Source organism: Mesorhizobium sp. WSM4308, assembly GCF_002294905.1.
In the GTDB taxonomy this organism is placed as follows: domain Bacteria; phylum Pseudomonadota; class Alphaproteobacteria; order Rhizobiales; family Rhizobiaceae; genus Mesorhizobium.
The window spans coordinates 543,950-567,157 of the sequence record NZ_NSFW01000002.1; the positions used below are offsets into that span (position 1 = coordinate 543,950).

General features: G+C 63.1%; 22 protein-coding genes. 17 read left to right on the plus strand and 5 right to left on the minus strand.

The window, feature by feature from the left end:
• Positions 1 to 11: 11 nt before the first annotated feature.
• The 6 genes from CK227_RS05410 (at position 12) to CK227_RS05440 (ending at position 7,303) form a co-directional block, all read left to right on the plus strand.
• Positions 12 to 1,181 (plus strand): acyl-CoA dehydrogenase family protein, encoded by a 1,170-nt coding sequence (locus tag CK227_RS05410; protein WP_095771874.1) that lies wholly within the window; start codon positions 12 to 14, stop codon positions 1,179 to 1,181.
• A 33-nt stretch (positions 1,182 to 1,214) separates the two neighbouring features.
• On the plus strand, positions 1,215 to 2,423 hold the full coding sequence (locus CK227_RS05415) for an acetyl-CoA C-acetyltransferase (protein WP_095771875.1): 1,209 nt from the start codon (positions 1,215 to 1,217) through the stop codon (positions 2,421 to 2,423).
• 14 nt (positions 2,424 to 2,437) lie between these two features.
• Positions 2,438 to 4,657: a 3-hydroxyacyl-CoA dehydrogenase NAD-binding domain-containing protein gene (locus CK227_RS05420; protein WP_095771876.1), complete on the plus strand. Its 2,220-nt coding sequence runs from the start codon at positions 2,438 to 2,440 to the stop codon at positions 4,655 to 4,657.
• Positions 4,658 to 4,997: 340 nt separating this feature from the next.
• A complete protein-coding gene (locus tag CK227_RS05425) occupies positions 4,998 to 5,441 on the plus strand; it encodes a nuclear transport factor 2 family protein (protein WP_095771877.1) in 444 nt (147 codons plus the stop codon).
• A gap of 353 nt (positions 5,442 to 5,794) precedes the next feature.
• Positions 5,795 to 6,433 carry a helix-turn-helix transcriptional regulator gene (locus CK227_RS05435; RefSeq protein WP_095771878.1) on the plus strand — a complete coding sequence of 213 codons (639 nt, stop codon included), beginning with the start codon at positions 5,795 to 5,797 and terminating at the stop codon, positions 6,431 to 6,433.
• A 9-nt stretch (positions 6,434 to 6,442) separates the two neighbouring features.
• A complete protein-coding gene (locus tag CK227_RS05440; protein ID WP_348628960.1) occupies positions 6,443 to 7,303 on the plus strand; it encodes a thermonuclease family protein in 861 nt (286 codons plus the stop codon).
• Here CK227_RS05440 and CK227_RS05445 read toward each other — a convergent pair.
• A complete protein-coding gene (locus tag CK227_RS05445) occupies positions 7,269 to 8,915 on the minus strand; it encodes a lysine--tRNA ligase (protein ID WP_095771973.1) in 1,647 nt (548 codons plus the stop codon). The genes CK227_RS05440 and CK227_RS05445 overlap by 35 nt on opposite strands.
• A gap of 172 nt (positions 8,916 to 9,087) precedes the next feature.
• Between CK227_RS05445 and CK227_RS05450 the strand changes: the two genes are divergently transcribed.
• Positions 9,088 to 9,501: a tellurite resistance TerB family protein gene (locus CK227_RS05450; protein WP_095771880.1), complete on the plus strand. Its 414-nt coding sequence runs from the start codon at positions 9,088 to 9,090 to the stop codon at positions 9,499 to 9,501.
• Positions 9,502 to 9,530: 29 nt separating this feature from the next.
• On the opposite strand, the gene CK227_RS05455 is transcribed toward CK227_RS05450, so the two are convergent.
• On the minus strand, positions 9,531 to 10,382 hold the full coding sequence (locus tag CK227_RS05455) for a transporter substrate-binding domain-containing protein (protein WP_095771881.1): 852 nt from the start codon (positions 10,380 to 10,382) through the stop codon (positions 9,531 to 9,533).
• 257 nt (positions 10,383 to 10,639) lie between these two features.
• Between CK227_RS05455 and CK227_RS05460 the strand changes: the two genes are divergently transcribed.
• The 3 genes from CK227_RS05460 (at position 10,640) to CK227_RS05470 (ending at position 12,869) form a co-directional block, all read left to right on the plus strand.
• Positions 10,640 to 11,371, plus strand: coding sequence for a LuxR family transcriptional regulator (locus CK227_RS05460; protein WP_095771882.1), 732 nt, complete (start codon positions 10,640 to 10,642; stop codon positions 11,369 to 11,371).
• A 98-nt stretch (positions 11,372 to 11,469) separates the two neighbouring features.
• The gene (locus CK227_RS05465; RefSeq protein WP_095771883.1) at positions 11,470 to 12,108 is read left to right on the plus strand and encodes an acyl-homoserine-lactone synthase; all 639 of its coding nucleotides are present in this window, start codon (positions 11,470 to 11,472) and stop codon (positions 12,106 to 12,108) included.
• On the plus strand, positions 12,105 to 12,869 hold the full coding sequence (locus tag CK227_RS05470; protein ID WP_245318076.1) for an enoyl-CoA hydratase-related protein: 765 nt from the start codon (positions 12,105 to 12,107) through the stop codon (positions 12,867 to 12,869). The genes CK227_RS05465 and CK227_RS05470 overlap by 4 nt, the downstream gene beginning before the upstream one ends.
• Before the next feature lie 58 nt (positions 12,870 to 12,927).
• Here CK227_RS05470 and ppk2 read toward each other — a convergent pair whose 3' ends face one another.
• Complete coding sequence (gene ppk2 / locus CK227_RS05475; protein ID WP_095771884.1) at positions 12,928 to 13,836, minus strand: polyphosphate kinase 2; 909 nt, start codon at positions 13,834 to 13,836, stop codon at positions 12,928 to 12,930.
• Between the two features lie 113 nt (positions 13,837 to 13,949).
• Between ppk2 and CK227_RS05480 the strand changes: the two genes are divergently transcribed.
• From CK227_RS05480 to CK227_RS05490, 3 genes are all read left to right on the plus strand, one after another.
• The gene (locus CK227_RS05480; RefSeq protein WP_095771885.1) at positions 13,950 to 15,215 is read left to right on the plus strand and encodes an ATP-binding protein; all 1,266 of its coding nucleotides are present in this window, start codon (positions 13,950 to 13,952) and stop codon (positions 15,213 to 15,215) included.
• A gap of 108 nt (positions 15,216 to 15,323) precedes the next feature.
• Entirely contained in the window at positions 15,324 to 16,049 is a 726-nt protein-coding gene (gene phoU / locus CK227_RS05485; RefSeq protein WP_095771886.1) for a phosphate signaling complex protein PhoU, read from the plus strand.
• 97 nt (positions 16,050 to 16,146) lie between these two features.
• On the plus strand, positions 16,147 to 17,154 hold the full coding sequence (locus CK227_RS05490; RefSeq protein WP_095771887.1) for a magnesium and cobalt transport protein CorA: 1,008 nt from the start codon (positions 16,147 to 16,149) through the stop codon (positions 17,152 to 17,154).
• Positions 17,155 to 17,228: 74 nt separating this feature from the next.
• Here the strand turns inward: CK227_RS05490 and CK227_RS05495 are convergent, their stop codons facing one another.
• Positions 17,229 to 17,747, minus strand: a complete 519-nt coding sequence (locus tag CK227_RS05495; protein ID WP_095771888.1) for a GcrA family cell cycle regulator — start codon at positions 17,745 to 17,747, stop codon at positions 17,229 to 17,231.
• Between the two features lie 357 nt (positions 17,748 to 18,104).
• Between CK227_RS05495 and CK227_RS05500 the strand changes: the two genes are divergently transcribed.
• The 3 genes from CK227_RS05500 to CK227_RS05510 all read left to right on the plus strand — a co-directional run bounded on the left by CK227_RS05500 (position 18,105) and on the right by CK227_RS05510 (position 21,394).
• Positions 18,105 to 19,304 carry an aspartate aminotransferase family protein gene (locus CK227_RS05500; protein WP_095771889.1) on the plus strand — a complete coding sequence of 400 codons (1,200 nt, stop codon included), beginning with the start codon at positions 18,105 to 18,107 and terminating at the stop codon, positions 19,302 to 19,304.
• 16 nt (positions 19,305 to 19,320) lie between these two features.
• Positions 19,321 to 20,232, plus strand: coding sequence for an ornithine carbamoyltransferase (gene argF, locus CK227_RS05505; RefSeq protein WP_095198318.1), 912 nt, complete (start codon positions 19,321 to 19,323; stop codon positions 20,230 to 20,232).
• A gap of 130 nt (positions 20,233 to 20,362) precedes the next feature.
• Entirely contained in the window at positions 20,363 to 21,394 is a 1,032-nt protein-coding gene (locus tag CK227_RS05510; RefSeq protein WP_095771890.1) for an Hsp33 family molecular chaperone, read from the plus strand.
• Positions 21,395 to 21,431: 37 nt separating this feature from the next.
• Here the strand turns inward: CK227_RS05510 and apaG are convergent, their stop codons facing one another.
• Positions 21,432 to 21,824, minus strand: a complete 393-nt coding sequence (apaG, locus tag CK227_RS05515) for a Co2+/Mg2+ efflux protein ApaG (RefSeq protein ID WP_010913396.1) — start codon at positions 21,822 to 21,824, stop codon at positions 21,432 to 21,434.
• 228 nt (positions 21,825 to 22,052) lie between these two features.
• On the opposite strand from apaG, the gene CK227_RS05520 reads away from it, so the two are divergent.
• Complete coding sequence (locus CK227_RS05520; protein ID WP_095771891.1) at positions 22,053 to 23,204, plus strand: ceramide glucosyltransferase; 1,152 nt, start codon at positions 22,053 to 22,055, stop codon at positions 23,202 to 23,204.
• The last annotated feature ends 4 nt before the right edge of the window (positions 23,205 to 23,208 follow it).

Genomic DNA, 23,208 nt, shown 5'->3' on the forward strand with positions numbered 1-23,208 from the left:
ACCATATCCACATGACCAGCCCCGCCGAAATACTTGGCCTTCCCAAGCCCGCCTGGGCGGCGGACGAGGTCGGCATGCTCTACGACATGGCAACCCGCTTCATGTCGGAGGAGATCGCGCCGCGCTACGACGAGTTCGAGAAGAACGAGATGGTCGACCGCGAGAGCTGGCGCAAGGCCGGCGCCGCCGGCCTGCTCTGCGCCTCGATGCCGGAGGAATATGGCGGTTCCGGCGGCACCTTCGCCCATGAGAGCGCCATCATCGAGGCGATCGGCCATGTCGGCGTCGATGGTTTTGGCATCGGCCTGCACAATTCGATCGTCGCCCCTTACATCCTCCACTACGGTTCCGAGGAGCAGAAGAAGAAGTGGCTGCCGAAGCTCGCCACCGGCGAGCTGATCGGCGCCATCGCCATGACCGAACCGGGCGCCGGCTCCGACCTGCAAGGCGTCAAGACGCGGGCCGAGAAGGACGGCAACCAGTACAGGATCAATGGTTCCAAGACCTTCATCACCAACGGCCAGCTGGCCAACTTCATCATCGTCGTCACCAAGACCGATCCGGAAAAGGGTGCCAAGGGCACCTCGCTGATTGTCGTCGAGACCGACGAGGTCGAAGGTTTTGAGCGCGGCCGCAACCTCGACAAGATCGGCCTGAAGGCCAACGACACGTCGGAACTGTTCTTCAACGACGTGCGCGTCCCGACCTCCAATTTGCTCGGCCACGAAGAAGGGCAGGGCTTCATCCAGCTGATGCAGCAATTGCCGCAGGAGCGGCTGCAGATCGGCACAGGCGCCATTGCCATGATCGAGCGGGCGCTGGCGTTGACCATCGACTATGTCAAGGAACGCAAGGCCTTCGGCAAGGCGATCATCGATTTCCAGAACACCCAGTTCAAGCTGGCCGAGCTCAAGACCGAGGCGACGATCGGCCGCGTCTTCTACAATGACTGCGTCACCCGCCACATCAATGGCGGCCTCGATCCCGTGACGGCCTCGATGGCCAAGTACTGGCTGAGCGACCTGCAGGGAAAAGTCGTCGACGAATGCCTTCAACTGCACGGCGGCTATGGCTACATGAATGAATATCCGATCGCCCGCATGTTCCGCGACGCTCGCGTCCAGCGCATCTACGGCGGCACCAACGAGATCATGAAATTGCTGATCGGCCGCTCGCTCTGAGAGCGGCGACCGGCAAACCCAAGGAGCACGAAAATGGCCGAAGCTTACGTCTATGACGCCGTGCGCACGCCGCGCGGCAAGGGTAAGAAGGATGGATCGCTGCACGAAGTGCCGGCGGTGCGGCTTGCCGCCAAGACGCTGGAAGCGCTGCGCGACCGCAACGGGCTGGACACCGGCACCGTCGACGACATCATCTTCGGCTGCGTCGATCCGGTCGGCGAGGCCGGCTCGGTCATTCCGCGCGCCGCCGCCTTCGAGGCCGGCTACGACACCAAGGCGCCTGGCATGCAGATCTCGCGCTTCTGCGCCTCGGGTCTCGACGCCATCAATTTCGGCGCCGCCAAGATCGCGCAGGGCGCCGACGAGATCGTCATCGCCGGTGGTGTCGAATCCATGTCGCGCGTCGGCATGGGTGCCTCTGGCGGCGCCTGGTTCATGGATCCTTCGGTCGGCCTGCCCGGCTGGTTCGTGCCGCAAGGCATCTCGGCCGACCTGATCGCCACCAAATACGGTTTCTCCCGTGACGACGTCGACGCCTATGCGGTCGAAAGCCAGAAGCGGGCCGCCAAGTCCTGGTCTGACGGCCGCTTCAAGAATTCGGTCATTCCGATCAAGGACCAGAACGGCCTGACCATCCTCGACCATGACGAGCACATGCGGCCTTCGACCGACATGCAGTCGCTGGCATCGCTCAACCCATCCTTCGTCATGCCCGGCGAAATGGGCGGCTTCGATGCGGTCGCGGTGCAGAAGCACCCCGAGGTGGAAGAGGTCAACCACGTCCACCACGCCGGCAACTCGTCCGGTATCGTCGACGGCGCGGCGGCCGTGCTGCTCGGCTCGAAGAAGGCCGGCAAGGCGATGGGCCTCAAGCCCCGCGCGCGCATCCGCACCTTCGCCAATATCGGCTCCGAGCCGGTGCTGATGCTCACCGGCCCGGTCGATGTCACCGAGAAGCTCCTGAAGCGCGCCAAGATGAAGCTGTCGGACATCGACCTGTTCGAGCTCAACGAGGCCTTCGCCTCGGTGGTGCTGCGCTACATGCAGGCTTTCGAGATCCCGCACGACAAGATCAACGTCAATGGCGGCGCCATCGCCATGGGCCATCCGCTCGGCGCCACCGGCGCGATGATCTTCGGCACGGTGCTGGACGAACTCGAGCGCCGCGATCTGAACACCGCGCTGGTGACGCTGTGCATCGGCGCCGGCATGGGCACCGCAACGATCATCGAACGCGTCTGACGGGGAGAGAAACAATGAGCTACATCAATTTCACCCTCGATACCGACGCTGACGGCATTGTGCTCGTCACCTGGAACATGCCGGATCGCTCGATGAACGTGTTCACCGAGGAGGTGATGGGCGAACTCGACAAGATCATCGACCAGGTGGTGGCCGACGCCGGCATCAAGGGTGCGGTGATCACCTCGGGCAAGGACAGCTTCTCCGGCGGCGCTGATCTGACCATGCTGCAGAAGATGCTTGCCGTGTTCGCCAGGGAAAAGACCAAGGACCCGGAGAAGGCGGCAAAGCTGCTGTTCGACAATGCCGGTCGCATGAGCGGTCTGTGGCGCAAGCTCGAAACATCGGGCAAGCCCTGGGTATCGGCGATCAACGGCACCTGCATGGGCGGCGCCTTCGAATTGTCGCTGGCCTGCCACGGTCGCGTCGCCGCCGATTCAGACAAGGTCAAGATGGCCCTGCCGGAAGTCAAGGTCGGCATCTTCCCCGGCGCCGGCGGCACCCAGCGCGTGCCGCGGCTGACCGATCAGCAGCAGGCGCTGCAGATGCTGACCTCCGGCCAGAATCTGTCGCCGCAGAAGGCGAAGGCCATGGGCCTGATCCACGAGATCGCCGAGCCGGCCAAGCTGGTCGAGACTGCAAAGGCCATGATCAGGAACGGACTGAAAGCCGTCCAGCCCTGGGACGAGAAGGGCTTCAAGCTGCCCGGCGGTCAGATCTATACGCCGGCCGGCTTCAATCTGTGGCCGCCGGCCATCGCCATCCTTCGTCGCGAGACCTATGGCAATTATCCGGCCGCCGCCGCCATCCTGAAATGCGTCTATGAAGGCCTGCTGGTGCCGTTCGACACCGCTCTGAGAATCGAACAGCGCTATTTCACCGAGATCATGCAGACGAGGGAAGCGGCGGCGATGATCCGCTCGCTGTTCGTGTCACTGCAGGAACTGAACAAGGGCGCCCGCCGCCCGGACGGCGTGCCGGAAACCAAGTTCAAGAAGATCGGCATTCTCGGCGCCGGCTTCATGGGCGCCGGTATCGCCTATGTCACGGCCAAGGCCGGCATTCCGGTGGTGCTGCTCGACCGCGACATGGAGTCGGCCGAAAAGGGCAAGGCGCATTCGGACAGCCTGGTCTCGGATCAGGTCAGGAAGGGCCGCGCCAAGCCGGAGGAGAAGGACAAGCTCCTGTCGCTGATCACGCCGACAGCCGATTATGCCGATCTTGCCGGCTGCGACCTCGTGGTCGAGGCGGTGTTCGAGGATTCGGCCGTCAAGAAGGCCGCCACAGAACAGGCGGAAGCCGTGCTTAAGTCGTCCGCGATCTTCGCGTCGAACACCTCGACCATTCCGATCACCTCGCTGGCGAAGAATTCGGCTCGGCCGAAGAATTTTGTCGGCATCCACTTCTTCTCGCCGGTCGACAAGATGATGCTGGTCGAGATCATTTTGGGCAAGAAGACCGGCGACAAGGCGCTCGCCACCGCGATCGACTTTGTCCGAGCCATCAAGAAGACACCGATCGTCGTCAACGACACGCGCGGCTTCTACGTCAACCGCTGCGTGCTGCGCTACATGTCGGAAGCCTACAAGATGCTGATCGAGGGCGTTCCCGCGCCGATGATCGAGAATGCGGCGAAGGCCGCCGGCATGCCGGTCGGTCCCTTGGCGCTGACCGACGAGACGGCGATCGACCTTGCCCAGAAGATCATGAAGCAGACCATCAGGGATCTCGGTGACAAGGCCGTCGACCCCAAGCAGATGGCGCTGATCAACACCATGGTCGACGACCAAGGCCGCTTCGGCCGCAAGAACGGCAAGGGTTTCTACGATTATCCCGCCAAGCCGGCCAAGAAGAAGCTGTGGCCGGGACTGAGGGACCTCTATCCGCAGCTCGCGCCCGAGAAGGTCGATTACGAGGAACTGCAGCAACGGCTGTTGGTCACCATCGCGCTGGAAGCGGCGCGGGTGATGGAGGAAGGCATCGTCACCGATCCGCGCGAGGCCGATGTGGGCTCGATCCTGGCCTTCGGCTTCGCGCCCTACACTGGCGGCGCGCTGTCCTATATCGACGGCATCGGCGCCAAGGAATTCGTCAAGATCGCCAAGGGACTTCAGAAGAAATACGGCGCCGAGTTCAAGGCGCCCAAGCTGCTCCTCGACATGGCCGAAAAGGGCGACACTTTCTACCAGCGCTTCGATCCCTACGCCAAGGGCGACGTGAAACAGGCCGCCTGACGCCGGCCGAAACACAAAGGCTGGCCGACACACAAGGGACGCCATAGCACGTTCATTTTGCGCATGATGGCCACGGCACGCAGCCGTGGCCGAGCGGATGTTCATAACCTCCCATCAGGGCCTGCGCCCGGATAGGCTGATCTCCGACCATCGACCGCTGAAACCGCGCTCTTCGCGCGGCCAAGGGCGCGCCGTCTGGGCGTGGCAGCACGCAGTTTTGTTAGCGATCCGCCAGCTGCGCCCGGGTAGTGTCTCAGTTTGAAATCCGGCGGCCTTTACGCGCTGCTCTCGCTCTTGCCCTTCCGATGCGGTATGATTTTGTTTGGGAAAGCCAAATTTGATGGGCACTGGAATGTTGTCCTCCGACCTCACGAATGTCATCGAACAGGATCATTTGGCTGTGGGTGCTTTTGTTAAGGGCGATCCTGAGCCCCTGAAAAGCCTGTATTCGCGACGCGATGACGTGATAATCGCGAACCCGTTCGGTCCACCGGCCAGGGGATGGACAAAGGCTGCTGAGACCATGGATCGAGCTGCCACCAACTACCGGGATGGCGAGGTCATCGGCTTTGAGCGAATTGCCGAGTACGCGACGGCAGACTTGGGCTATATCATGGAGATCGAGCGGGTCCGATCCAAGGTTGGCGGCGCCGATAAACTGGCGCCGATTGCGCTTCGGACCACCACTATTTTCCGGCGGGAGGATGGCGTGTGGAGGATCGTTCTACGTCACGCCGATCCTATCACGTCGGGACGGCCAGCGGCGTCGGTGGTTGGTCAGTAGAAGATACCAACCGGACCGAAAGGTCAAAAGCGCCCTGCCGATGTGATCGGCAATGCCGTCCGCACCATGCGCATTGCTACCGGCGAGGAAGCTGACGATCTGCAGGTCGACGGCAAGAGCGCCGCCGCCAAAGAGCTTGATTCGAAGGGTGGCAAGAAGCGCGCCGAGAATATGCGCCAGAACGGCGCGCCGAGATCGCGAAGAAGGAGGCGGAAAGCCGCTGGAAGCGCTAGGCGCGCGCCTCTCGCCATTGCCGCTCCGCAAACTAAGACACTACTTGCGCCCGGTGGACATGGCGGCGAATGCGCGCTAGACAGGAAGAGGCATTTTTTCCTGTTTCGAGGAGAGCGAGATTGCTCTCGCATGAGCGTGTCTGGGCTGCCATCGATGCTCTTGCCGAGCGCTATTCGCTTTCGGCGTCAGGTCTGGCGAGGCGCGCAGGCCTCGATTCGACCGCCTTCAACAAGTCGAAGCGCCTGTCCTCGGATGGCCGGCCGCGCTGGCCCTCGACCGAATCACTGGCCAAGATCATCGAGGCGACGGGTGCCTCGCTCGACGAATTCACCGGGCTGATCGAAGGCCGCATAGGCGCTGCGCCCGCCTACAGGCGCTCCGTGCCGCTGCTCGGCTTTGCCCAGGCCGGTGCCGGTGGCTTCTTCGACGATGCCGGGTTTCCGGCCGGGCAGGGCTGGGATTTGGTCGAACTGCCGGCGCAATCGACCGAAAGCTCCTATGCGCTGCAGGTGCAGGGCGATTCCATGCTGCCGCTCTATCGCAATGGCGACGTCCTCATCGTCGAGCCGGGAGCCATCACCCGCAAGGGCGATCGCGTCGTCGTCAAGACCATATCGGGCGAGGTGATGGCCAAGGTGCTCGAGCGCCAGACCGTCAAGTCGATCGCGCTGGTCTCACTCAATCCCGATCATCCCGACCGCGACATTCCCATGCGCGAGGTCGAATGGGTGGCGCGGATTGTCTGGGCAAGCCAGTAGGTCGGGCTGGTGCGGGTACCTCATCTCATTGTGGCGGTTCTGATGATCCCGGTGATGGCGGCCCTGGTCGTCGCCGGCGGCCGCACGCTGAAAGGAAGCCAAGGCACCGTCGCGGTGGATCAGATCGATCCCGGCGCGGACACGATCTCTCAGGCCGGCACCGATGCCGGGTCTGACGAGCCGGCCACCTCAGCCATTCCCGCGCCGGCCGTTCCGCCACCGCCAAAGGCGGCGGTGCATTCGCGGACGATCGATCCGGACGTCGTCGCGCCGCCGGAACTGCGCGTTGGGGAACTCGAGCGGGTCGAGCCGCGCCAGCCGCTGAGCAAGCTGGCGCTGGCCATGCCGCCCAAGCCGAAGATGCCCGATGACTGGAATGGCACCAAGCTGTTCCAGCCGGTCGCGACCGCCGCCGGCCTGATCGAGGCGAAAGGCTATTCGGTCGCGATCTCCGGCATCCATGCCGTCGGGCAGGACGAGACCTGCACCACCGACGGCAAGTCCTGGCCGTGCGGCATTCGTGCGCGCACGGCGTTCCGCGCTTTCCTGCGCGGCCGCGCCGTGGTCTGCACGGTGCCGCCCGAAGGCGGCCGCGACCGCATCGCGGCGGAGTGCCGGATCGGCAAGCAGGACGTCGGCCAATGGCTGGTCGACAATGGCTGGGCGCGTGCCGCCAAGGGCGGACCCTATGTCGCGGCCGGTGAAAAGGCGCAAAGCGCGAAGAAGGGCATTTTCGGGTCGGCGCCGAACCTGGCCGGCATGTCAGCGGTTCCGCCCGCGCCAGCCCCGGCGCCTCAGGCGCCGGGCTCGATCCTGGAAGAGGTCGACGGCGCCCTCAAGCCAGCTGACCAGCCAGCGCCTGCTGAATGAGCGCGCGGGTCTCGGCGACGCCGTAGAGCGCGGCGAACGAGCCGAAGCGCGGACCGCGCTCCTGGCCGATGAGCACCTGGTAGATCATCTGGAAGAAGGCGCCCGAAACGCCCGGGCCGCCCTCCGGGCTCTGCTTGGAATGATCCTGATAGCGTTCGATCTTGCGCGCCACATTGAGCGAAGCGTTCTGAATCGCTTCGCCGCCGGCATCCGCCGGCAATGCACCAAGTGCCGCGTCCAGGGCCTCGAGCGCCTCGCGTTCGACCTCGTCGGCCGCACGGAAGGTCTTCGTCGGCCGCACGAAATCGTCGAAATAGCGGATGGCGTGGCCGACCAGCTGGTCGAGATCGGGATGCGTCTTTGGCGTCACGCCTTGCGTATGGCGCGAGATGAAGCCCCACAGCACGTCCTTGTTCTGCGCATTGGAGGCGCTGACCAGGTTGAGCAGCAGCGAGAACGGCACCGGCATGTCGATATCAGGCGGATTGCCGTCATGCATGTGCCAGACCGGATTGCCCAGCCGCTCCTTCCAGTCCTGCCTGGGGTAGGCGCCCAGGAAGGTGTAATACTCATCCACCGCCCTCGGAATGACGTCGAAATAGAGCTTCTTGGCCTGCCGCGGCCGCTGGTACATGTAGAGCCCGAGACTTTCGGTCGGCGCATAGGTCAGCCACTCGTCGATGGTCAGGCCGTTGCCCTTCGACTTCGAGATCTTCTGGCCGTTTTCGTCGAGGAACAGCTCGTAGACGAAATGCTCCGGCGCGCGCCCGCCCAGGATGTTGCAGATGCGGTCATAGACCACCGCGTTGGTCTGATGGTCCTTGCCGAACATTTCGAAATCGACGCCGAGCGCTGCCCAGCGCATGCCGAAATCCGGCTTCCACTGCAGCTTCACCCGGCCGCCGGTGATCGAAAGCGTGGTCTCGGTGCCTTCATCGTCGAAGGTGATGGTGCCGGCCTTGGCGTCGACATGCTTCATCGGCACGTAAAGCACACGGCCGCTCTTAGGAGAAATCGGCAGGAACGGGCTGTAGGTCGCCTGCCGTTCCGACCCGAGCGTCGGCAGCATCACCGCCATGATCTTGTCGTAGCGCTCGGCGGCGCGCAGCAGCATGGCGTCGAAACGGCCTGACTTGTAGTACTGCGTCGCGCTGGCGAATTCGTAGTCGAAGCCGAACGTGTCGAGGAAGCGGCAGAGCATCGCATTGTTGTGGTCGGCGAAGCTCGCATAGTCGCCGCCGAACGGATTGGGGACCGAAGACAGCGGCTTGTGCAGATGCGGCTCGAGTGCCGCGCGATCCGGCACGTTGTCGGGTATCTTGCGCATCCCGTCCATGTCGTCGGAGAAGCACAGCAGCTTGGTGGCGACCTTGTCCTGTGTCAGCACGCGGAATGCATGGCGCACCATCGAGGTGCGCGCCACCTCGCCGAACGTGCCGATGTGCGGCAGGCCCGACGGGCCATAGCCGGTCTCGAACAGGATCGTCTCGGGGAAGTCGCTGCCTTTGTAGCGCTCGATGATCTTTTTGGCTTCCTCGAACGGCCATGCCTTGCTCTCGGCCGCTGCCGCCAGCAGTTCGGGGTTGAGATCGATTGTGTTTGATCCCGCCATGGTCGCGTTTTCCAAATTGTTCGCCGGCCAGATCATTCGCCGGTATGGTCGCAGTGTCGATTTTCAACGGTCCTCTAGGCGCGCATGGCCGGAGCGTCAACGCGTGGGGCGCTTTTTCCTTGCGACCTTCGACCCCCGTTCCTACCTTCGAAACCCGTTCAAGGAGTAAAGAATGCCGTCGCCGACCCCGCATGAAGCCCTGATCTACCTGATGGTCATCACCTCGGCCTCCGACCGCGACATGACCGATGTCGAACTGGCCCGGATCGGCGACGTTGTCCGCTCATGGCCGGTGTTCGAGGATTTCAAGCAGGACCGCCTGGTTCCCGTCGCCCAGGCTTGCCAGAAGCTGCTGCAGGAAAAGGATGGCCTCGAGGGTGTCCTGGCCCAAATTGCCGACGCCCTGCCGGAGCGCCTGCGCGACACCGCCTACGCCGCCGCCTTCGAAGTGGCCGCCGTCGATCTCGAAATGCGCATGGAGGAAGTCCGGGTGCTGCAGTTGATCCGCCGCAAGCTCGATCTCGACACGCTGACCGTCGCCGCCATCGGCCGCGCGGCCAAGGCGCGGCTGCGCACCCTGACCTGAATCTCAACAACCCTGGGCCGTGCTCTGAATCAGAAAAAACTGACCGGGAAATAGCGCAGGTAGAATTCGGCGAAGGTGCCTTTCATCGAGATCTCCTGCAGCGCGTAATCGATCGCTGCGGCCAGCGCCGGATTGTCCGCCCGTGTGGCGATAGCCATGCCCGTGCCCAGATATTCGGGCGCCAGATAGGGACCGCCGGCAAAACGGCAGCACCGGGCAGCATCCGAGCCGCCCAGCCAGAAGGCGAAACGCATGCCGTCACCGAAGGCGGCATCGATCTTGCCCGCCTTGAGATCGCTGTAGAGGGCTTCCGGTCCGTCGAAGGAGACGATTTGGACCGTGCTGAAATAGTCGCGCAGCATGCGCTCATGCGCCGAGCCGGCGAGAACGCCGACGCGCTTGCTGCGCAGCTTGTCGAAGACCGGTTCGGCAAGTGCCTTGTTCTTCGGCGTGATGAAGCGCGCCGGAAACTGCAGATAGGAGCGCGAGAAGGCGTATGTCTGGCGCGATTGCGGCGTCGCGGCGATGCCGGCGATGATTGCTTCGCCTTCGCCTTTCTCGAGGGCCCCTTCAAGCTCGCCCCAGGGCAATGCCTGGATCTGGCATTTGTCGGCAATGCCGAGTTCGGCGCAGATGGCGCGCGCCAGGTCGATGTGGAAACCGGACAGCTTTCCCGCGCCATCGAGGAAATTGAAAGGCGGAAAATCCGTGGTCGTCAGGAATCGCAGCCGTGGTAGTGCCAAGAGGTCGGGCTTCGGCAACCGCTCCTTGGCGTCCCACAATACCGGTACCTGCGGTTCGGCCGCGCGCGCCGCAGGAGCCGATGGCAGTGCCGCGATCAGCAGCGACGCCAGGACCAGGAACCTCCATTGGAACGCCACGATAGAACTCCGCGCCCTCGATTAGCACCGGTTTTGGTACGAAAATGGTACAGGCACAATGGTTTTTGATTTCAACGCGCCAATTTCAGGCTATGCTTTAGCACGTTTGCAAACAGCGGTGGCTGCCCTGGTTGGGGGACCCGGGTCGAGAACCACAACCGAGAATGTGCGTGTTGCAATCCGTGGTCGGTGGCCAAATGCAGACAACGCATGGACCATTGATCTCAATGCATGAGGCAACATGGGGTTATGTTGCGATGGGTCAATTCGATCGCACGCTGGAATACATAGACCAACTGCAGCACGCCGGAACGGCGGCGGCGGTCTGCGAGAAACTTTTGGGCATAACCTCGGATTTCGGCCTGACCGCGCTGATGGCGGGAACCGTTCCGCAGCCAGGCACACCGACAGGGCAGCAAAAGCAGCATGTGCTGCTTTGCGACTGGCCTGTCGAATGGCTGGAGCGCTACGTGGCGCGCAACTATGTCGATCACGATCCGGTGGTCAGCCACATGAAGCAGCTGCAGGCGCCGTTCCAGTGGCGCGAAGCCGCCCAGGGCATTAGCTTCGACAAGAGCAGCGATGAGGTGATGGGCGATGCCGGCGCCTTCAAGCTGCGCGACGGGCTGGCCTTCCCGCTGATCACGCTCGATGGCCAGATCGTCATGGTGTCGCTGGGTGGCGAGGCCGTGCAGCTGTCGGCGGCCGAGTTCGGCCTTGTGTCGCTGGTCTCGACCTATGCCGTTGGCCGCGCCATGCAAATCCACACCATGGCGACCAAGACCATCGACCACATAGAACTGACCCCGCGCGAGCGCGAATGCCTGCAATGGGCCGCCGTCGGCAAGTCGGAATGGGAGATTTCGCAAATCCTCGGCATCTCCGAACACACGTCGGAGAAACATCTTCTTAACGCCAAAAGCAAACTCGGTGCCGTCAACCGGGTCCAGGCCGTCGCCGAAGCGATAAGGCGCGGCTACATTAGTTAGGTCGGCCGTGCCGACCTGGAATTTCTTGCCTACGTGATCACGCAATTTTCTCGTTGAGGCACGGCCGTATCTTCCTCTTAAACCCAGGAGACGACGGCATGCTTTTTTGTCTTACAACTCAGGAATTGATGGAACGTCCCGACCTTTGGGAGGCCGTCCATCGTCTGCGCTACCAGATATTTGTCGAGGAGATGGGGTGGGAGGACCTGCGGCGGCCGGACGGATTCGAGGTCGACCAGTTCGACCATGACGAGGCGGTGCATCAGATCGTCATCAGAGGCAATGAAGTCGCGGGCTATCAACGGATGTTGCCGACCACGCGGCCCCATCTGCTGACCGAGGTCTTGGCAGACCTTTCCGAAGGAACGCCACCATCGGGCCCCAACATCTGGGAATTGACCCGCTATGCGGTGGCTCCCGGCTTTCGCGATGGTCGTCGCGGCGTCTCGACCGTCGGAACCGAATTGATCGCCGGCTTCGTCGAGTGGGGGCTGAAGCGCGGTGTCGACAAGGTGATCATCGAGTTCGAGCCGATGTGGGTGCTGCGCGCCCTGCAGCTGCATTTCCTGGCGACGCCGTTGGGCTATCAGCGCACCTATGGCAATCAGCAGGTCGTGGCGACCCTGCTCTCCTTCAATGAGCACACGCTGGACGTTGTGCGTTCGCGCCGCAACCACCACGCTCCCGTCCTGGCCCGGGGATATCCCGACATGTTCGGCCAAAGGAGGGCGTCATGAGGTTGGAGACCGCCATGAACCCGCACCCGCAGCCGGAACTGCGCAACCACACGCTGATCGTCTCCGTGTCGTCGAATGACGGCCGGCCGGTGCTCGACAGAAGGGCCTATGAAAGCCTTGCCAGGACGTTCCATGAAGCCGCCGACAATGACGAGGTCCGTGTCGTCGTGCTGCGTGGCCTGGCAGGCTGCTTCTGCCTCGGCGGCGACTTTTCCGAATTCCTCGACGCCACCAAGCACCAGAAGCTGATCGCCGCCGTTACCGACATGTTCCGCACGCTGGCGACATTCCCCAAGCCCATCCTCGCCTGCGTCGACGGCGATGCCGTCGGTGTCGGCTGCACCATCCTGTTCCACTGCGACATGGTGATCGCCTCGAATGAAAGCACGTTCCGCGTGCCGTTCGTCGATTTCGGCCTTGTGCCGGATGCGGCGACCAGCATCCTGGCGCCGCAGAAGCTCGGCTATGCCGGCGCCTTCCGCTTCTTCTGTCTCGGCGACACGCTTCACGCCGAGGACGCCAGGGCACTCGGCCTCGTCGCCGAAATCGTGCATGACGGCGTGGAGGAGGCGACACTTGGCCGCGCCCGGCAGCTCGCCAAGAAGCCGGTTGCCGCCCTGCTGCAGACCCGCGGCCTGCTCAAGGGCAACACCGGCGCGCTGTGCGACCGCATCGACCAGGAGATATCGCTGTTCCAGCAGGCGTTGCAGGACGACGCCACGCTGCGGCGCCTGCAGCGGATCGCCCGGCTCGCGGCCTGAGCAACCGCGTCAAGAGCCACGCGCCGCGCTGCCAGGTGGCCGCGCGGCGCGGGAAGGCCTAGCCTTCCTTGCCGAGGAATGACGGCCCTTCGCCGATGATCTTCTTGTCTTCCTTGCCGATGATATCGAGATCGCGCCCCTCATAGGGTACCGACAACAGGATGCGCCGCATCACCGCCAACCGCGCGCGGCGCTTGTCATTGGCCCGCACGATGATCCATGGCGCGAATGCCTTGTGGGTGCGCTCGAACATGGTGTCGCGCGCCTTGGTGTAATCGTCCCATTTCGTGATGCCGGCGACATCGATCGGCGAGAACTTCCAGCTCTTCAGCGGGCTGTAGCGGCGATCGTGAAAACGCTCGAGCTGCGTTTCCCGGCCGATGTTCAGCCAGAATTTGAAGAAATGGATGTCGTCGTTGACGATCATTCGTTCGAAATGCGGCGTCTCGTCGAGAAACTTCTCGTGCTGCTCGGGCGTGCAGAAGCCCATCACCGGCTCGACGCCGGCGCGGTTGTACCAGGAACGGTCGAAGGTGACGAATTCGCCTGCCGTCGGGAAATGATCGACATAACGCTGGTAGTACCATTGTCCCAGTTCGGTGGGGGTTGGCTTGGTCAGCGCCACGTTGCGCGCCGTGCGCGGGTTGAGATACTGGTGCACCACGAAGATCGTGCCGCCCTTGCCGGCGGCGTCGCGGCCCTCGAACAGCGCCATCACCCGCTTCCCGGTCGCCTGCAGCCAAGCCTGCGCCTTCACCAGCTCGATCTGCAATTTCTCGAGCGTCTCGTCATAGTCGTCGCTTTTCATCTTCTTGTCGTAGGGGTAGCCGCCCGCGGTCAGCTTGTTGTCCTCGACCCAGTCCGGGAGCTCGGGATTCTCGATGTCGAACTCCCGCTCCTTGCCTCCGATCCTGATCTTCAGCGGACTTGACGTCGCTGTTGCGGGATTTTCCTTGGCCTTTTTCATCGAGACGAACCCTTTCCAGCTTACGGACTCATGCTATTGGGAGCCTCCATGCCGGTCTAGCAGGAAGTTGCCATACGGCCGGACAGCGCCCGAGAGGGCTATAGGATGCGCGGATGGCTGAGCAAAGCGCAGAGCAGGCAAGTGTGGCGCAAGCCATGGCCATCCGGCTGTGGAACAGCCGCTGGCTGCTTGCGGCCGGTGTCGTCGCGGTTCTGACAGCTTTTGCCTTTGCCAATATTTCCGCCTACGTGCTGGTGCCGGCGCTGCTCCTGTTGCTTGTCGCTGCGATGCTGCCAGCCGCAGGCCTGCGCCAGTCCGGCGAGAATGCCGCCGCGATCGAGGCGATCGGCCTGCAACGCCTGTCAGGCGAATATCTTGCGGCCGCCGTCGCCGATCCGCTGATCATTTTCGACCGCTCCGCCACCATCGTCCATGCCAACGCCGCGGCCTTTGCCGCTTTCGGCGGCATCGCACCGGGCCTGTCGCTACCGCTGAAATTCCGGGCGCCGGAAATGCAGACGCTGCTCGACAGCGTGCTGTCGGGCACGATCGCCTCCGATGTGGTCGACTATACCGAAAAGCTCCCGGTCGAACGGGCCTACCGGGTCAGCGCGTCCTCGGTCGGGCACGGCACCGACCTGTATGTGCTGGTGTTCAAGGACCAGAGCGAAACGCGCAGGATCGACCGCATGCGCGCCGATTTCATCGCCAATGCCAGCCACGAATTGCGCACCCCGCTCGCCTCGATCGCCGGTTTCATCGAAACGCTGCGCGGACCGGCCCGCAACGATCCGGCGGCGCGCGAGCAGTTCCTGCAGATCATGCAGAACCAGACCGGCCGCATGGCGCGTCTGATCGATGACCTGCTGTCATTGTCCCGGCTGGAGATGAAGCCCTATCTGAAGCCCGGAACCGAGGTCGACCTGCGCCAGACCGTCGACAGCGTCATCGATTCACTGGCCCCGCTTGCCCGCGAAAATAGCGTCGTCATCGAGCGTGATTTCGCCAAGGGAGCACTCAATGTGCCGGGCGATCGCGACGAGCTGTTCCAGGTTTTCGAGAACTTGCTGGAAAACGCCTGCAAATACGGCCAGTCCGGCGGCCGTGTCGTGGTCTCGATCGCGGGCGCCGATGACGGTTCCGAACCCGGCATCGACGTCACCATCCGGGATTTCGGTCCCGGCATTCCCGAGGAGCACATTCCGCGCATCACCGAGCGCTTCTATCGCATCGATGTCGAGACCAGCCGGACCCAGAAAGGCACCGGCCTTGGCCTGTCTATCGTCAAGCACATCCTGACGCGCCACAATGCCAGGCTGACGATCAAATCCGAGGTCGGTAAGGGCGCCGCCTTCTCGGTTCATTTGCCGACGCACTGATAGTGCCCTAGTTTCCCCTGGAAGCGTTTCTTTTTTCTGTCATCCGGCTAGCGTATCAGCGGGGATTCGAGGAAACGACTCAAGAACCCGTGGGAAGGCATTTCATCCATGCAGTCCGTGCACATAATGAGCGCCTTTGACGAGGAGCTGAAATATCTGTCGAAGCGCATCGCGGCGATGGGCGGCCATGCCGAGCGCATGGTCGAGCAGGCGGTCGCCGCTCTCGTCAATGCCGATCCTGGGCTGGCCCAGAAGGTCATTAACGACGATGCAGTGCTGGATGAGGGGCAGCGCGAGATCGACGACAAGGCGATCATCATCATCGCCAAGCGCCAGCCGATGGCGACCGACCTGCGCGAGATCGTCGGCGCCATCCGCATTTCGGCCGACCTCGAACGCGTCGGCGACCTCGGCAAGAACGTCGCCAAGCGGGTGGTCGCCGTCACCGACGGCCGCCAGCCGACCAGCCTGTTTCGCGGTCTGGAGGCCCTGGCCAATCTGGCGCTGACCCAGCTCAAGGAAGTTCTCGACGTCTACGCATCGCGCTCGGTCGACAAGATCGGCTTCGTGCGCGACCGTGACGATCAGATCGATGCCATGTACACGTCGCTGTTTCGCGAATTGCTGACCTACATGATGGAAGATCCTCGCAACATCACGCCCTGCACGCATCTTCTGTTCTGCGCCAAGAACATCGAGCGCATCGGCGATCATGCCACCAACATCGCCGAGACCATCTATTACATTGTCACCGGCGACCAGATGCCGGCCGAGCGGCCGAAAGGCGACAAGACGGACAAGATCAGCCTTTCGGCGCCGCTTCCGGCGAAATGAACGTTCATCCTCTCGAACGCCAGATCATATTGCGCTAAACTATCCCGGCGTTAAGCTTCTCAGGCCTTGATAAGGGTCCTGCTTTCAGGAGGCTGCGATGGAATATGTCCGAGAGTTCAAGCCCGCGGCGCCGACATCAGGCATCATCGCCTCCAGTGTCTACATGGCCGGGCGGCGCATCGCGGACATTCCGATCGAGGAAGCCGGCGAATGGGCCAAGAAATCGGGACATGTCGTCTGGATCGGGCTGCTCGAACCGGATCGCGAGCTTCTGTTGCGCGTCCAGGCCCAGTTCCATCTGCATGAGCTGGCGATCGAGGATGCAGAGCATCCGCACCAGCGGCCGAAGATCGAGCAATATGGCGATGCGCTGTTCATCGTCGCCCGCACCGCGCAATTGATCGAAGGACGGGTGACTTTCGGCGAGACGCATCTATTCGTCGGCTCGGGCTACATCGTCAGCGTCAGGCACGGCCCGTCGACCTCCTACGCCGCCGTGCGCCAGCACTGGGAAAGCTGCCCGCATTCGCTGGCCAAGGGCGAGGATTTCGTTCTCTACGCCATTCTCGATTTCATCGTCGACAACTACATGCCGGTGCTCGAACAGATCGAGGACGAGGTCGAGGTGATCGAGGACCGGGTGCTTTTGAAGCCGATGACCGGCCCCGATATCGAGCGGCTCTACATGCTGCGCCGCGATCTGCTGCGCCTGCGCAATGCGGCGCTTCCGCTGGTGGAGGTCTGCCGCCGCCTGACCAGCGCCGACCTGCCGCAGATCCATTCAGCCATGCACCCGCTCTTTCGCGACGTGACGGATCACATCCGCACCGTCCAGGAAAAGATCGACAGCCTGCGCGAGGTGCTGGCCTTCGCCTTCGAGGCGAGCCTGCTGGTCGGTCAGAGTCAGGAAACGGCGATTTCCAAGAAACTCGCCTCATGGGCGGCCATATTGGCGGTGCCGACGGCGTTCGCCGGCATTTACGGCATGAACTTCACCGACATGCCGGAACTGAAGATGGAATATGGCTACCCCATCGTGCTGGCCACCATCGCGGCGATCTGCGCGTTTCTCTACTGGCGGTTTCGCAAGAATGGGTGGCTGTGAAAGGAAGTCAGTAGAAATTAGTGAGGAGTGAACAGTGCTCCACGCGCCCCATTTCACTACTCACTACTCACTACTCACCGACTCCGCCGCCGCTCCGCCGCTGGCTGGAAGGCCACGCGGGCGTGGTACTTGCAATAAGGACCGGTTTCGGCGGCCTCGTTGCCGCAGAAGTTGAAGTCCTCCGATAGCGGATCGCCGTTCGGCCATTTGCAGGTGCGCTCGGTCAGCTCGACGAGTTGCAGATGCCGTGAGATCGGTACCACGACATTCTCGACTGGGCGGATATAGTGCCGCGCCACCGGCTCGGCGTCGAATTGCGTCTGAAGGGCGGTCGCGCCGATCGATGTCGTGACGTGGCGAGCCGTGCTCGCGGCGCGCGCCACCGATTTCTGAACGGTCGAGCCCTGTGTCGTCTTCTTCTGGCGTGCCGGCGTCGCCGTTGCGCGGCCGCGGCCCGACAGCTTCAGACGGTGCACCTTGCCGATGACGGCATTTCGGCTCACCCCTCCAAGCTGGGCAGCAATCTGGCTTGCGCTCAGACCCTCCGACCACAATTTTCTGAGAAGTTCGACCCGCTCGTCAGTCCAGTTCATGAGACCGCGCTCCTGCTAAGCGTGCGGCAATCAGAATCCTTTCCCGACCCAGCACCACTGCTGGGGCAGACACCACATATATCTGGTGATTAGGTCCGCCGCACGAAATCTAGTTATTTCTCGACTACAATTACCTTATGCGCAGACTCGGTGACAAGAGTCCCAAGTGCAACACGAATCGGTTTTTTCGGTTTTCCCCAACTTGCCGGTCGCTTATGAGCCGGCGTCTCGTCAGGGGGCTTGCCGCGTGCCACTACGCGACCTTTTCGTTGACTTCATGGCCGAAAAACACGATAAGCCGCACAAGGCCGCCGCTTTGGCGGCTTTTTTGATTTTCCGGTACCGGAGACGCATATAATGAGCGGTTCGGCGCTTTACGAGACCTTTGCTCGCGCTCCCCTGGCTTTCGACCACGGGGAAGGCACTTGGCTGGTTACCGACAAGGGCGAGCGATATCTCGATTTCGCCGGCGGCATCGCGGTCAATTCGCTCGGCCATGGCCATCCGCATCTGGTCGCTGCGCTGACCGAGCAGGCGGCAAAGCTATGGCACGTCTCCAATCTCTACGAGATTCCCGGGCAGAGCCGGCTTGGCGAGCGCCTGGCCGATGCCACATTCGCCGACAAGGTGTTCTTCACCAATTCCGGCGCCGAGGCGCTGGAATGCGCGATCAAGACGGCGCGGCGCTACCATTTCGTCAAGGGGCATCCCGAGCGCTTCCGCGTCATCACCTTCGAAGGCGCCTTCCATGGCCGCACGCTGGCGACCATCGCGGCCGGCGGCCAGTACAAATACCTCGAAGGCTTCGGCCCCAAGGTCGAAGGCTTCGACCAGGTCGGCTTCGACGACATCGATGCCGCCGAGAAGGCGATTACGCCGGAAACCGCCGCGATCCTGATCGAACCGGTGCAGGGCGAGGGCGGCATCCGCCCGGTCCCGACGCAGTCCCTGAAGCGACTGCGGCAGCTTTGCGACCAGCACGGCCTGTTGTTGATCTATGACGAGGTCCAGTGCGGCATCGGCCGCACCGGAAAGCTGTTCGCGCATGAATGGTCAGGTGTTGCGCCCGACATCATGGCGATCGCCAAAGGCATTGGCGGCGGCTTCCCGATGGGCGCTTGCCTTGCAACCGACGAAGCAGCTGTCGGCATGACGGCTGGCGTGCACGGCACCACATTCGGCGGCAATCCGTTGGCCATGGCGGTCGGCAACGCCGTGCTCGACGTGGTGCTGGAAGAGGGCTTCCTCGAAGACGTCCAGCGCAAGGCATTGCTGATCAAGCAGGGCCTGGCGGCGATCGCCGACGAGTTTCCCGATGTCATCGAAGACATCCGGGGCACCGGCCTCATGCTTGGCCTCAAATGCGCCATGCCCAACACCAAAGTGAACATGGCGCTGCGCGACCAGCATTTGCTGGCGGTTCCGGCCGGCGACAACGTCATTCGCCTGCTGCCGCCGCTCACCGTCACCGACGCCGAGATCCACGAAGCGCTCAACCGCATCCGCGCCGGTGCCAAAGGCCTGGCGGATGCCATCGCCGTGGCCGCCGCGAAGTAATTCCGGAAAATTGCCGATGTCAGTTCGCCATTTCACCGATCTTTCCACCGTTTCCGAAGGCGACCTGCGCTTCATGCTGGACGACGCGGTGGTGCGAAAGGCGCGCCTCAAGGCCGGCGAGCGGACCCGGCCGCTCGAAGGCAAGGTGCTGGCGATGATCTTCGACAAGCCGTCGACGCGCACGCGCGTCTCCTTCGATGTCGGCATGCGCCAGCTCGGCGGCGAGACCATCATGCTGACCGGCACCGAAATGCAGCTTGGCCGCTCCGAAACCATCGCCGACACCGCCAAGGTTCTGTCGCGCTATGTCGACGCGATCATGATCCGCACCACCTCGCATGAACGGTTGCTGGAGCTGACCGAGAACGCCACGGTTCCGGTGATCAACGGGCTGACGGATGACACCCATCCTTGCCAGCTGATGGCAGACATCATGACTTTCGAGGAGCATCGCGGTCCGGTGGCCGGCAAGACCATCGCCTGGACCGGCGACGGCAACAATGTGCTGCATTCGCTGCTCGAGGCCTCGGCACGGTTCCGCTTCAACCTCAACGTCGCCGTGCCCGAAGGCAGCGAGCCGGCGCAGAAGCATATCGACTGGTCCAAGGCGCATGGCGGCAAGCTGCACTTCACCCGTTCGCCCGAGGAAGCCGTCGACCAGGCCGACTGCGTCGTCACCGATTGCTGGGTGTCGATGGGTCAGGAGCATCGCGCCCGCGGCCACAACGTCTTCTCGCCCTACCAGGTCAATGCCAAGCTGATGGCGCATGCCAAGCCGGACGCGCTGTTCATGCACTGCCTGCCGGCGCATCGCGGCGAGGAAGTCACCGACGAGGTCATCGACGGACCCCATTCGGTGGTCTTCGACGAAGCCGAGAACCGGCTCCACGCTCAGAAGGCGGTGCTTGCCTGGTGTCTTGGGGCATGAAGTATCTTGGGGCTTGAAGTGGCTTGGGGTTTGAAAGGTCCGGACGCTTGATCTGCGGGGGCGCGATGCCTATCTGCGCCGCATCACGCAAATCAAGCGCGTTTGGACGCATGCACCCCAAGGGGGCGGCATGGCCGCGCCCTGGAGCTTTGTCATGTTGGAAACGCATCAAGTGACTGAACATCACCCCAAACTCGGCGAGTTCGGCTATGCCGGCGACGACCATGTAGTGCCGTTCGAGGTCGGCCCGCTCGACGTACGCGGCCGTACCGTGCAACTCGGGCCGATGCTCGACGCCATTCTCAGCCGCCACGATTATCCCGAGCCGGTCGCCCGCCTTCTGGCGGAAGCCTGTGTGCTGACGGTGCTGCTCGGCACCTCGCTCAAATTCGAGGGCAAGTTCATCCTGCAGACCCGCACCGATGGGCCGGTCGACATGCTGGTGGCGGATTTCACCACGCCGTCGGCGCTGCGTGCCTATGCGCGCTTCGATGCCGATCGCCTCGAGGCACTGGTCGCCGCAGGCGAAACGTCCCAGCAGACACTGCTCGGCGGCGGCGTGCTGGCACTGACCATCGACCAGGGCGCCCATACGCAGCGCTATCAGGGTATCGTCCAGCTCGACGGCGAAACGCTGGAAGACGCGGCGCGCACCTATTTCCGCCAGTCGGAGCAGATCCCGACGGATATCAGGCTGTCCGTGGCCAAGCTGTTGACGCCCGGCGTCGGCGGCGCGCGCGAACAATGGCGCGCCGGCGGTATCCTGGCGCAGTTCCTGCCGCAGGCGTCCGATCGCATGCGCGTTCCGGACCTGCACGGCGGCGATGGCGATCCGCGCGAGGAGATCCATGATCCCACCGACAATTCCTGGCAGGAATTGCTGGCGCTGCTCGGCACCATCGAGCCGACTGAGCTGATCGATCCGACGATCGGTACCGAACGGCTGCTCTATCGCCTGTTCCACGAGCATGGCGTGCGGGTTTTCGGCGGCGTTCCCGTCGCCGACCAGTGCTCATGCTCGCGCGACAAGATCCGCGGCATCCTCGAGGGCTTCTCCGCGCAGGAGATCAAGGACAGCACCGAGGATGGCGGCATCCACGTCGCCTGCGAATTCTGCTCGACACAGTACGACTTCGATCCGGCGGAATTTGCCGCGCAATAAAGCCAGGCCTTCTCCTCGTAAAACGGGGAGAAGGACACTAATTCACCGTACGCCTGGTCCCCGGCAGATCCAGCGAAAATGCCGGGATGGCGATGTCGAAAGTCTCGCCGCGCTTGTTGCGCATCGTGTAGTGCCCGACCATGATGCCTGATGGCGTCGAGAGCGGGCAGCCGGACGTGTATTGATAGCTGTCGCCGGGATTGAGTTCGGGCTGGTCGCCGACGACGCCCGGGCCACGCACTTCCTCGACCCGGCCGGCACCGTCGGTGATGTGCCAATAACGCGACAGAAGCTGCACGAATTCGTCCGACTGGTTGTCGATCGTTATCTGATAACCCCAGACATAGCGGTTCTCGGAAGGATCGGAGCGGTCCTCGAGGTAGAACGGCCTGACCTGCACTTCGATGTTGCGCGTGACGGCGCGGTACATAAGCGGCTCCAAAACGATCCGATACCTTTCGGCGCTCCCGGCGAGCAGATCAACGAGCGCGTCTTGTCGCGCCTCGTCTTGAAACGCAGGTGCCGGCAAAGAATGTCATTTAAGTGACACATGACAATGATGGGGTGCGCCGACCAATGCCGGGCGACTCGGGCGCTCTGTCGAACTGTCGAAAACGGCCGCCACACCGGCCGGTTTTTCTGGAGTGACCGGATCTCGATGGAACTCACTCTCATAACCGCCTCGCTGTCGTCCGCTCTCATTGCCTCAAACCTCGCCAGTATCCTGCTCGCCGCCTCACAGCTGAGACGGCGCACCACGATCGCACCGCCGGCCGGCAAATCGCCGCCGGTATCGATCGTCATACCCTCGCGCGGCGTCGAGCCGTTCACGCAGGAGACGCTGGAGCGCGCTTTCTCGCTCGACTGGCCGCGCTACGAGCTGATCTTCTGCGTTGCCCATGGCGACGATCCGGTGGTCAGGTTGATCCGCGCCGCCCTTGGCCGCTTTCCAAAAGTGCCGGCCCGGCTGTTGATCGGTGACGACCGCGTCAGCGCCAATCCCAAGCTCAACAATTGCGTCAAGGGTTGGGAAGCCGCGCGGCACAACTGGGTCGTCCTCGCCGACTCCAACGTGCTGATGCCGAGAGACTACATCCAGCATCTGATGGCGGCGTGGCAGCCGGATACCGGCCTTGTCTGCTCGACACCGATCGGCTCGCGGCCGGAGGGCTTCTGGGCCGAGGTCGAATGCGCCTTCCTCAACACGCTGCAGGCCCGCTGGCAATATGCCGGCGAGGCGCTCGGCCTTGGCTTTGCCCAGGGCAAGAGCATGCTGTGGAACAAGCCGATGCTGGATGCCAATGGCGGCATCCGCGCGCTGGCCGCCGAAATCTCCGAGGACGCCGCCGCGACCAAGCTGGTCAATGGGCTTGGCCTATGCGTCAATCTCGTCGCGGCACCCTTCGAGCAGCCGCTTGGCAGGCGCACGCTTGGCACGATCTGGTCACGCCAGGCCCGCTGGGCGCGCCTGCGCCGCGTAACCTTCCCGCGGTTCTTCGCGCCGGAAATCCTGACGGGCGCGGTGGTGCCGCTGGCGCTTGCGCTGGTTGCGGCGGCAAGCGCCGGGTTCAGCCTGCCGCTGACGGCCATCGCCGTGCTGGCGGCCTTTTATCTACCGGAATGCGCCCTGGCCTGGTCCAAGGGCTGGCACCTGTCGCCGCGCACGGTCGCGGCGATGATTGCGCGGGACTTGATGCTTCCAACCATGTGGGCGCGCGGCTGGCTCGGCGGCGCCGTCGACTGGCGCGGCAATGCGATGATCATCGGCACCAAGGCCGCCGAACTGGAAGAGGCGTCGTCGCGCGCCTGATCGC

Bases quoted from the DNA above. Each gene is read 5' to 3' on its own strand.
- CK227_RS05410 (WP_095771874.1), top strand. From the start codon at position 12: ATGACCAGCCCCGCCGAAATACTTGGCCTTCCCAAGCCCGCCTGGGCG.
- CK227_RS05415 (WP_095771875.1), top strand. From the start codon at position 1,215: ATGGCCGAAGCTTACGTCTATGACGCCGTGCGCACGCCGCGCGGCAAG.
- CK227_RS05420 (WP_095771876.1), top strand. From the start codon at position 2,438: ATGAGCTACATCAATTTCACCCTCGATACCGACGCTGACGGCATTGTG.
- CK227_RS05425 (WP_095771877.1), top strand. From the start codon at position 4,998: ATGGGCACTGGAATGTTGTCCTCCGACCTCACGAATGTCATCGAACAG.
- CK227_RS05445 (WP_095771973.1), bottom strand. From the start codon at position 8,915: ATGGCGGGATCAAACACAATCGATCTCAACCCCGAACTGCTGGCGGCA.
- CK227_RS05450 (WP_095771880.1), top strand. From the start codon at position 9,088: ATGCCGTCGCCGACCCCGCATGAAGCCCTGATCTACCTGATGGTCATC.
- CK227_RS05460 (WP_095771882.1), top strand. From the start codon at position 10,640: ATGGGTCAATTCGATCGCACGCTGGAATACATAGACCAACTGCAGCAC.
- CK227_RS05465 (WP_095771883.1), top strand. From the start codon at position 11,470: ATGCTTTTTTGTCTTACAACTCAGGAATTGATGGAACGTCCCGACCTT.
- CK227_RS05470 (WP_245318076.1), top strand. From the start codon at position 12,105: ATGAGGTTGGAGACCGCCATGAACCCGCACCCGCAGCCGGAACTGCGC.
- ppk2 (WP_095771884.1), bottom strand. From the start codon at position 13,836: ATGAAAAAGGCCAAGGAAAATCCCGCAACAGCGACGTCAAGTCCGCTG.
- CK227_RS05480 (WP_095771885.1), top strand. From the start codon at position 13,950: ATGGCTGAGCAAAGCGCAGAGCAGGCAAGTGTGGCGCAAGCCATGGCC.
- phoU (WP_095771886.1), top strand. From the start codon at position 15,324: ATGCAGTCCGTGCACATAATGAGCGCCTTTGACGAGGAGCTGAAATAT.
- CK227_RS05490 (WP_095771887.1), top strand. From the start codon at position 16,147: ATGGAATATGTCCGAGAGTTCAAGCCCGCGGCGCCGACATCAGGCATC.
- CK227_RS05495 (WP_095771888.1), bottom strand. From the start codon at position 17,747: ATGAACTGGACTGACGAGCGGGTCGAACTTCTCAGAAAATTGTGGTCG.
- CK227_RS05500 (WP_095771889.1), top strand. From the start codon at position 18,105: ATGAGCGGTTCGGCGCTTTACGAGACCTTTGCTCGCGCTCCCCTGGCT.
- argF (WP_095198318.1), top strand. From the start codon at position 19,321: ATGTCAGTTCGCCATTTCACCGATCTTTCCACCGTTTCCGAAGGCGAC.
- CK227_RS05510 (WP_095771890.1), top strand. From the start codon at position 20,363: ATGGCCGCGCCCTGGAGCTTTGTCATGTTGGAAACGCATCAAGTGACT.
- apaG (WP_010913396.1), bottom strand. From the start codon at position 21,824: ATGTACCGCGCCGTCACGCGCAACATCGAAGTGCAGGTCAGGCCGTTC.
- CK227_RS05520 (WP_095771891.1), top strand. From the start codon at position 22,053: ATGGAACTCACTCTCATAACCGCCTCGCTGTCGTCCGCTCTCATTGCC.